Source organism: Halorubrum persicum, from assembly GCF_002727125.1.
Classification (GTDB): Archaea; Halobacteriota; Halobacteria; order Halobacteriales; family Haloferacaceae; genus Halorubrum; species Halorubrum persicum.
Window position 1 is genome coordinate 1 of record NZ_NHOA01000120.1, and the last position, 9202, is coordinate 9202.

The 9202-nt window shown below is 54.7% G+C and carries 11 protein-coding genes and 1 pseudogene; 8 read left to right on the forward strand and 4 right to left on the reverse strand.

The features are described from left to right. Positions 1 to 464 precede the first annotated feature (464 nt). The 3 genes from DJ69_RS13510 to DJ69_RS13520 all read left to right on the forward strand — a co-directional run bounded on the left by DJ69_RS13510 (position 465) and on the right by DJ69_RS13520 (position 2513). Positions 465 to 1475 (forward strand): hypothetical protein, encoded by a 1011-nt coding sequence (locus tag DJ69_RS13510; RefSeq protein WP_099256087.1) that lies wholly within the window; start codon positions 465 to 467, stop codon positions 1473 to 1475. Positions 1476 to 1828: 353 nt separating this feature from the next. Continuing rightward, positions 1829 to 1990: a hypothetical protein gene (locus DJ69_RS18670; RefSeq protein WP_245851687.1), complete on the forward strand. Its 162-nt coding sequence runs from the start codon at positions 1829 to 1831 to the stop codon at positions 1988 to 1990. A 187-nt stretch (positions 1991 to 2177) separates the two neighbouring features. Further along, positions 2178 to 2513: a cytochrome P450 gene (locus tag DJ69_RS13520; RefSeq protein ID WP_099256088.1), complete on the forward strand. Its 336-nt coding sequence runs from the start codon at positions 2178 to 2180 to the stop codon at positions 2511 to 2513. Positions 2514 to 2606: 93 nt separating this feature from the next. Here the strand turns inward: DJ69_RS13520 and DJ69_RS13525 are convergent, their stop codons facing one another. After that, positions 2607 to 2963, reverse strand: coding sequence for an ArsR/SmtB family transcription factor (locus DJ69_RS13525; RefSeq protein WP_099256089.1), 357 nt, complete (start codon positions 2961 to 2963; stop codon positions 2607 to 2609). Between the two features lie 19 nt (positions 2964 to 2982). Further along, positions 2983 to 3810 carry a CPBP family intramembrane glutamic endopeptidase gene (locus tag DJ69_RS13530; RefSeq protein ID WP_245851689.1) on the reverse strand — a complete coding sequence of 276 codons (828 nt, stop codon included), beginning with the start codon at positions 3808 to 3810 and terminating at the stop codon, positions 2983 to 2985. Between the two features lie 231 nt (positions 3811 to 4041). Between DJ69_RS13530 and DJ69_RS13535 the strand changes: the two genes are divergently transcribed. From DJ69_RS13535 to DJ69_RS13560, 5 genes are all read left to right on the forward strand, one after another. Further along, a complete protein-coding gene (locus tag DJ69_RS13535) occupies positions 4042 to 4383 on the forward strand; it encodes a winged helix-turn-helix domain-containing protein (RefSeq protein WP_099256091.1) in 342 nt (113 codons plus the stop codon). Positions 4384 to 4764: 381 nt separating this feature from the next. Beyond that, positions 4765 to 5001, forward strand: a complete 237-nt coding sequence (locus tag DJ69_RS19295) for a DUF7521 family protein (protein WP_449404442.1) — start codon at positions 4765 to 4767, stop codon at positions 4999 to 5001. Positions 5002 to 5085: 84 nt separating this feature from the next. Beyond that, positions 5086 to 5628 carry a hypothetical protein gene (locus tag DJ69_RS13550; RefSeq protein ID WP_144050449.1) on the forward strand — a complete coding sequence of 181 codons (543 nt, stop codon included), beginning with the start codon at positions 5086 to 5088 and terminating at the stop codon, positions 5626 to 5628. Further along, positions 5613 to 6029 (forward strand): hypothetical protein, encoded by a 417-nt coding sequence (locus DJ69_RS13555; RefSeq protein ID WP_099256094.1) that lies wholly within the window; start codon positions 5613 to 5615, stop codon positions 6027 to 6029. The genes DJ69_RS13550 and DJ69_RS13555 overlap by 16 nt, the downstream gene beginning before the upstream one ends. 472 nt (positions 6030 to 6501) lie before the next feature. Beyond that, the gene (locus DJ69_RS13560) at positions 6502 to 7101 is read left to right on the forward strand and encodes an LURP-one-related/scramblase family protein (RefSeq protein WP_099256095.1); all 600 of its coding nucleotides are present in this window, start codon (positions 6502 to 6504) and stop codon (positions 7099 to 7101) included. Between the two features lie 85 nt (positions 7102 to 7186). Here the strand turns inward: DJ69_RS13560 and DJ69_RS17975 are convergent, their stop codons facing one another. Both DJ69_RS17975 and DJ69_RS13570 read right to left on the reverse strand, forming a co-directional pair. Next, on the reverse strand, positions 7187 to 8113 hold the full coding sequence (locus DJ69_RS17975; protein WP_144050450.1) for a DUF6498-containing protein: 927 nt from the start codon (positions 8111 to 8113) through the stop codon (positions 7187 to 7189). A 177-nt stretch (positions 8114 to 8290) separates the two neighbouring features. After that, positions 8291 to 9202: pseudogene (locus tag DJ69_RS13570) on the reverse strand (hypothetical protein); the annotation flags it as partial.

A 9202-nucleotide genomic window follows, 5' to 3' on the forward strand; every position in this document is an offset into this window, starting at 1 on the left:
GATCGCTATTCAACACAGCATTCAAATCGGGCCGTGGCTCTGGTGATCGATTCTCGGGGGTGCAGTCGTCAGTGCTTTGCTGGCAATCGCTTTCGTCCAATACAAGCTTGTGACACCTCTCGCCAGTGTCGTAGTGCTCTATGGAATGGCGATGTCCCAGATGTGGCGGGTTCTGCAAGCCCCAGAGCCACTCCTTCCCGGGACTCCCGTTTACCTCTATCTCATCGACTGGCCGCTGCTATTTCTTATTGCGCTGGGGAGCGGTCTCATCGAGCGTCGGGTTCGAACTGCTAACACCTCTGCGAAGGGGTCCGGGAAGAGATAACCTCCGACCAGCCCCCTGAATCGGCCTATCGGTCAATCTCTTGTACTGAATGACTGCTGGTGAAAAACATCAGCTACTGAGTATTCCAACAGAACTACCACAAAGAATTTGTTTTGAACATCGATATCCCCGGCTGGACATGTATTGTTCCCGCCGCCGTGCCCTCCAACTGCTCGGCGCTTCCACAGTCATGACTTCAACTTCCGGTTGTCTGAGTCCCGGTAGCCTTGATGAGTACGCGCTTATCGCAGACGAACTAGATCTTTCATCAGTCGGTCGCCCGTATCTGTGGCCTGACCCCACAGAGATCAGGGCTGTGACGAGGGCCGATTTTACCACCGAAATGAAAACACAGTACGTTTCGGAACTGTTCGATCAGGGCAGTGTAACTGTCAAACAGTGGCCGCTCGTTAGACGAGCACAGTGGGGAAAGACGACGAGACCATATCCAACATTCCTCGAACGGAAAGATCGCTTCTATCACGTCCAAATTTCTGACGAGCGGCAGCTTGAACGTGAGCGATGGCATTTCGCAGTCGAGCAGACTGATGAAACGCCACCTGACGACGCGACAATTGAAACTCGTCCCTTCGATCTGTCAACACAAGACGAGCGAGTCCTTGACGCAGCACTTGACGCGGTCTATGCTGGAAACGATGGATTCCTCGGTGACCCTGAATTCGATGAGCTGCAAACTGTGGAGTTCCATCACGGCCTTGACCCTGACGCGAGTGATCTTATTCCGTCGGCACCGTTTGATTTTGTCGAGGTCAATAAAGAATACTTCCGGCCAGTTACAGAGCAACGAAGTGTTCAGGTGCCAGAGTGGACGTATACCGTCACCGATATCACGCAGTCACCCAGCGAATTCAACGAGTACGCGAGAACCGAAATCGTCGAACACGATCTGACAGCCAGCAGTCTCTCCGAGTCCGCACGGAGTGTGATTGATGACGCGATCAGTGACGATCCGCGGCGGTACGAGGAGGGAAGTCCGCCCTCAGACGGCCTCTCGGAAGTCTTAGAAGCACTCGGTATTGCTGGCGATCTCGAACCCATAGACAGCTACAAGGACCGGGTAGACTTCCGGAACGTCGTCGCTGAGTACGAAGACGCGATCTATCGGTTTGACCTGATCGTGACGCCGTAAGATGCCAGTTTGTCAAATCACAAAAATTTAGTTTATTCTGAGTCAGCCGTTCCTGTGCCCAATCAGGTCTCCAATAGAATCTTCGCCCTCTCAATACTTGGTGGGATTTGTTGGATTATTCGGGGGCTGCGTCATCAAATTTGGCATATTATAGAGACATCATGATCAGGATGAAATTGTTCATGTACTAGTTCGACAAGGAATTGGGGTTCTCACAATGGCTAAAAGCGAGCAACCGTATGCTATTCCAATGCTATGATGCCGAGAAACCAGTGTTCCCGATGCAATAGGGTGGTGGATGCGAAAGTCGAAAGGATCGAGTTATTGATTCCAATCCGAATGTCTGCCTCTCTGTGTACGAACAGGATGCTAAAGACGAGTCAATATGGCGAAGCGTTATCATCACTGGAGAAATATACGAGATTCCAGAAGAGGAGGAACAGCAGTCATACACAAGTATAGCGGCGAATGCTCAATTCCCACACGATCTTGGAGTGTGGGGGATCCCATTTTGAAGACGTTGAGTTCCGCCTGTTTGGATTGGAACAAAAGGATTGCACGGGACGTGAATTTTCTACAGAATACGAGGGATGGAACGTCGACACACCGGAGTAGCTGCGACTTCGGGAGGGCCTTCATCTCGTCAAATTATAGGGCAAACATGTAAATCTCTGAGAATTTCAACAGAGCCAAGGATTCGACATCTCCGGGGGTACGACTCTGGTCTTACCGCAGTGTGCTGTTCACCGTGACCCGAGGTGGTGGGATGACCCGGAGACGTTCCGTCCGGAGCGGTTCGCTAGCAACGCCGGCTGGCCGGAGTACGCGTACTTTCCGTTCGGTGGTGGACCGCGTCACTGTATCGGTATGCGGTTCGCACGTATGGAGATGAAGACCGTCTTGGCTACGATTCTCAGCGAGTATACGTTCGAACTTTCGTCCGACCCGGATCCAGACTTGATTGCAAGCACGAACCTCAAGCCTGACGAGCCGATCAGGGTCAAGCTACACGAACACGCTAATGAAGCGGCCCAATAATTGAAAAGAATCCGATGTTTCAAACGAATATTAAATAGTGATCGGGTTCACTGCTTCGTTCGCTGTCGTGACTGCGATTTGGGTCCCGGTGACTCACCGCTGTGTCTTTGAGATGGAGTCTCCAAACTGAACGACTAATTCCTCCACAGAGAGTGCGAAGACCGTCATCTCTCTTCCTTTTCTAGAGTACCACGTATCGACGGCTTCGACAAGGTCAGCTTCGCAGAGGCGATCGAGGTGATACTTGGCGTTCTGGGTAGACGTACCGGTAGCCTCAGCGATGTCTGAAGTTGTCGCTGGTTCGTCGTCAAGCGTCGCCAGTATCTGCTGTGCAGTGTCCGAGGAGACCGTCTGGAGTACGTCACTCGGCTGCTCGTGGTCAACGACGATATTACTGCGTTCGCGCGGCGTGTGATCGATTGGGGTACGACAGGGGAATGCTGTTGGCATAGATAGTGGCTGGTGTGAGTTACCGCTCAGTGTAGCTGGTTACGCGGTCGTCGAATTCGAGTGACCCATCACGCCAGTGAATATATGCGATCAGTACCAGACCGCCGAGAATGGCGAAGCCGACAAAGAGGAGTCCCTCTTCTCCGATCCAGCGCGGTGGTCCGACGATGTCAACAGCCATAAGCTCCGGCGTCTGCTGTGAATGTCCCAGTCCGAAGATTGCGCTTTGTGTGAAATTATAGAACACGTGAAAGCCGATGCTGAGCGCGAGTTCGCCAGTTAGCACGTATACGCTACTCAGTACTAGCCCAGCGATCAGGTAGTACCCATAGTGGCTGGGATGCGTTATTTTTCCGCCGTGTAGGAACGCAAACACGAGCGTGCTGAGAGTTACTGCGAGGCCAACGGCCATCCACTGGGGCACGAATCCATTCGATCCCTCAGCAAGGTTCTTTAACATCGCACCGCGCAGAATGAATTCTTCCCACGTTGCCGCGAGCGCGATATACGCGAACACGATCCCTATCGCAGGTACGAACGGTAGATCCCCGGAGCCACGCATCACACCAACGAACGTAGCCCAGCCAGCACCGAGGGACACTATGAGCGCCCCACCGTTGATTGCGGTGGCGACGAGTCCACCTACAGCGAATGAGTGCCACCACTCCCGATCAAACGAGAGCCCGAATCCGCTTACGGGCCGTCGGTCAATAACTCGTGCGCTGAGGAAAATTGCAACGATAAGAATGACGCCAATACCAGTCAGTTCGAGGAGTTCCCGGACTGGATGCCCAAATCTGGCTCGGATCATAGTCTGGAGGATGGCAAGGAGAATGAAGGTCAGCACCGTCGGTATCAGCGCACGAAGTGGTGCACGCAGTCGACGTTGTTCAGTGTTCCAGACCGGCCAAAGGAGTCGGAAGGCCCTCTCACTCAGGGCAGTCGGTATGATGCGGTCAATCGTCGATCGTAACGACATACACGACGCAAGAGAACGGGCACAAGTAGCACCCTAGGCACGGCTTCCGACCCAGAAGCTGTGACGGGTTTTTTACTGGTACCCGTGTCTGGCACGTATATGGACGAGGACGAGGATACTGTCTTGGCGGTACTCGACGACGAGTACGCCCGGGCGATCCTCGCTCACCTCACACTTGAACCGATGTCAGTCGATGAACTCTGTACGGCCTGTGAGATGTCCGATGCGACGGCGTACCGCCGTCTCAACCGGTTACAGGACGCAGACCTCGTGACCGAACAACAGGAGCTGGACCCCGACGGCCATCACTACAAGCGGTATGCAGCTACAGTCGAGACCGTCACCGTCACGTTCGCCGATGGGGGCTACGAAGTAGCTGTGACGCGCTCGACAACCGATCCTGCCGACCGGTTCACAGATCTGTTCGAGGGGTTGTCCTGAGATGCTCCTCTTACAGTTGGATGCAACTGGGACTGATCCGCTCATCGCACTCGGGGTGCTCGTCCTTTCCGTGCTCTCAGTAGCGTTGTCGCTGACGATCGCCTTAGTTCTAGTTCGTGGTTACCGTCGAGGACCGTCTCATCGCGGGATGCTTTGGCTCGCAGTCGGTCTCATCTTCCTGATAACGGTACCTGAGTTGCTTCGCGTCGGGTTACCGACGGCGACCGACATCGGGGCTGTCGGCCGGTCGATACTCGTCAGTGGCTGTGAGCTATTCGGGTTGGGGACGATCCTGTGGATCGTGTACGGGGGTGAGATGTAGTGATATCCGAGAGTTTGCTGGCACTGGAATCGCTCAGTGTGGTGTCGCTATCTCGCGGCGTGACTGCTCTCGTCGGATTGTTTGTCGCTACGTTAGCTTATCGTGGGTACCGTCGAAATGGCTCTGTGAAGATGCGAGCGCTTGCAATTGGTATCAGTCTGCTAACGGTAGGGGTATACGTGGTCGTCATGCTCGCTGATATGGTGGGAGCAGGGAACGGAATCGTATTGCTGGTCCGCGGTTTCGTGACAGTTATCGGCCTCTGTGTCGTGCTGTACGCTATCATCGTAGCATAGTCGTTTCTATCGAGAAGACGACACGGCCATCCACGGACGGTACAGATTTCACCACATATCTGTCTCGGTCGGCCGGCATATCCGGTGAATGGTCCCCCCTTCGAAAACGCACAGCGCTACAGCCCTTCACCCGAAATGATAGACGTTATTGTTGCGAATGTACTGACACTCGTCTGCGTCATCGGCTCGGGTGGGATCTCGCTGCGCTGGTCTTCCTCTACTGGTTCGAACTCGGTATTCTCTCATTTGGGCGCTCGTCAAAGCAGTGTTCGCGGGCAGACCTCGGAGTTCGATTCCGATCCACTAATCGGAGGCGCGCTAGCGAGCAAGCGCACCGCGATCCCGGTTCCGTTCACCGACCTTAGTATTCGATTCTCGACGCTGCCTGTCCTCGCCGTTGCCATCCCCATCCTCACACTCGTCTGGTTCTTTGCAGGTGTCACGACTGTCGGCGTGATCGGTCCTGAAACGCCCGACTCTGACGCGTTGGTGATGGTAATGCTCTCCGCGTTCGGAATCTTTCTCAGCGAAGGAGCCTCAACGCTTCTCGAGTATTTTATCGAGGCGGATACCGCGATCACAACGCCCAGACGGCGATTCAAGGGATTTTCATGCGCGCGGCGGTGATCGGTGTCGGCGGGTTATTCACGGCAACGTTCATTGGACTCGCTGCAGACTCGGTCGCATCCGACGATCCCATCACGGCTGTCGATCCAACAGTCGTCGGTCTCCCAATCTTAGTCGGAATTGTCTTTGTGAAGTTTAGTTTTGATCTCGGGGGACTGTACCGCGAGCGGCTTGCTGCCTTCGACAAGGCATCGTCCTTCGAACTCGGATGTGCGTACGAGCCACCACCGTGTGAGTCGATCGATTTAGTAAATGCTGTGAACGAGCGGCTGCGACCGACACTCTTGGGGAGACTGATCGGTGGAATTTCGACAGAGAACGTCCGACGCCATCCGGGTGCGATGGGCGTCGGCGGATTTCTCCTTCTCATTTCGCTGCTGTTCATGATGGGGCGCGTCTGAGACATTGTTCTCGCCCTTGTCGGCGTCAGCCTCATCGTTCCAATAGGGCTTCTCACAATCGACTACGGGTTGCGGTACGGTGGCGTCGAGTACCGGATCTCGGAGGACGAGATCGTCGCGCACGGCCGACTGTTCCGGACGGGACTATGGCGGATTGAGGCGTGGGGTGAAAGCGACCTGCGTGTCGAACGTGGTCGACTCCACAGATTGCTCAATACGTCGACGGTCGTCATCGAGTGTGCTGATCAGGAGTTATGGCTCCCACACCTATAGGATCCCGACCCGATTCTTGACGTGTTCGACCGTCGCCCTAACGGTGTCCAGAGGAGAAAGTAGACGGTTTATTATGCGTATGAAGACGGCACATGAGGGTTATTGTCTTCGATCCACACGTCTCACCGAATTGTCCGGTTTAGGTCGTCGCGCTACCGAAGCCGGCACTTATTTTTGTCACGCTCGATCATATCGAATAATGACAGCCCTCCAACAGTACGAACCCTCCGAGATCAACCTCTCCGGAAGCCAGTATACCATCGAGCAGACTGGCCGTGATAAGAACTTTCGACCCGAGTACGAAGCCAGAGATGTCACTGGCAACACGATTTTTCGCACCACGTATCAGATGTACGAGGAAAAAGACGAGTTCCCATTCATCGACGCCGATGGGACTGAGATTTGTCGTGTGAAAGCTATCGATACGTGGGATATTGCTGGCGAGTATCTCCTCACGGACGGCCAGACCGGTGAAGAACTCGTTGTCTTCGACAATGACCTTTCGTTGTTACAAGACAGCTGGCGGCTCCGCGATGCCGACGACCAGTCGCTACTTGCCGAGATCAACTCACGTGGTGGACTGATCACCCTCGCACGGAATCTACTGCCGGCCGGTCAAGGGATCGCTCACAAGTACGAAATAACCGATTCAGAAGGTAATCCAGTCGGTTCCGTCGAAGGTGAGTTCGCGCTATTTGACTTTGATCAGTACGAAATCACGCTTAGCGATACGAGTTCGGTCCCGACAGAGGCAATCGTAGTCGGAGCGATCGTTATCGACGCGATTCAAGGGAATTGAATTCTCAACGTGAGTCTCGATTCACGACACAATCCCTTGGACGTAGATGTGCGCGTACGCGCTCGCCCATACAATAGAAAGCAGTTCACCAACCAACGATGAGGAAAATCACTCCGAGTCCGACGGCAATCCAGATGATGTTTCCAACTCCGACGGCGGCAATGAATCCGACGACAACAAGAATACCGACACGATTTGCGAATCCAAGCCCAACCGCCGAGAGCCCCCCAAGGATGACCGATTTGGGACTCACGGTCACGCGTGCCTGCACTGGCTCAGTCGGGAGGTCAAGTTCCGGCTGTGGTCGGCTGAGGTCATCATCGTCACCAAGACGTTCAATAAGCCGATGAATTGTGGTTCCGAGACGTCCGGTAGTACCCTGCGAGATAGCGAGTATTGTTTTTGCTCCAACAAAACCAACAAGTAGTGCGAACCTCACCTCTTGACCGCCTGCTGCTCCGAGCATCGCAAGCAGCATGACGATGAGTGTCAACTGGGCAGGCGTTTGTAGTATCTCTCTCGCAGAGACGTCAGTATACTCCTGCCGTCCAAGATAGTCTACAAAGAATTCGGCACCGTGTGCGAACACCAACGCGCCAATTCCGAGCAGGAACTTGGCTGACAACACTGCTGGACGATCGACTGACAGCCAGTATAGCGCGCTTGGTGGGATAACTGAGAGGGCCCATGTTCCAAGCATCGAGAGCCCGAACGGGATGTTTCGTGGATAGATTGGCGGCCATCCCGGTCGGGGATGCCACCCGCCCCGCTTCTCCCTGAGTTCGTGTAACGGTTCGATCTGGCCAACAACGTCGGGCGAGCCATGCTCAGCAAAAAGTGCTTTTATGACTCCCAACAGGACTGTGCTGAACGCTTCTATCCAATAGACCACAAGCAGCGCCCAGAGATCCCATCCCCAAGCCACGACACCGACGAGGGGGACGAGATTTGCACCGATAAGGACAGGGCTTGCAAGCGATCGGGATGGTGGAGTGGAGGGCCCTGCGTGCATACTCAACTACGTCGCATCACCCACTTGATGTGGCTCTTGAATATATTGTTTGATCGAGAATCTCCTGTACCCCTCTCGTTCAACCTAACAGAAGTGGCTAGACCGCTTCGTCGCAGACGAGAGAAAAGATATCCGATTTAAAACCTCTGTCGCTGTGTCCGTGATGCGCAACTGAGTTTAGCTTCCTAGCGCTCTGGTAGTCGTATTCTCTGTGCCAGCGGTACTGTTCGTTGGTGTCCGGATCTCGACAGATTCGTCGTCGTACACAGTCATGGTCTCGATCACAGTGCCGTTCTCAGCAACCCGTTGGACGATAACTGTTGGCGTCTCTGCAGTCGTCTCACTCGGCTCCGTCTCAGTGGGTGTCTCTACTGGAGTCTCGCCTGCGAGGAACTGAGTGATTGCGTCAGTCTGTTCAAACGAATCAACATCACCGGACCGTGCGTCGACAAATGCAACGTACGCGATCCCGCTGTTGTCCTCGGGGATGACGCGTACCTGCCAGTACTCTCGATCGTCGATGACGGTGAGGATCGGCTCGGCCGGCGAAAAGCGGTCCCAATCTGTCTGTGGGGCTGATTGCCTCACGAGGTCGGCCGCTCGCTGCGGGCCGAACAGCGAGTCAGCTGGCACATACCGCTCGAAGGATCCGCTTTGGCCGTCGATCGTCCACAGCTCCTGAAGTCCCTGTGCATCGCCGTAGGGCTCGACGGCGACAACGTACTGCGGCCCAGACTCAGAGAGGATAAAGAACGGCTGGTCGTTTCCGTCCCCCGGGAGTGGTGCGATCTCAATCTCGTCTTCGTGGCTCGTGTATGTGTTGAGAATTCCGTTGCGATACTTCGTCGCTGCGACCGACTGAAGCGCCAGTTTCTCAGGGTAGAGTTGCTGCGTGTCAAGAATAGGACTGGCAGCAGCCTCGGAAGGCGAGAGCGTTTCGATTGAACCACTTGGATCGATGACGGCGACGCCTCCCCACTGAGGCGTGGTGTGCGGAAGCGGCGTCAGATGGAACTGCGGCTCCGAGTACGGGACGGCGATATACTGGGTATCATTATGGATGACCATCTTCAGTACCTCACAAAGCAC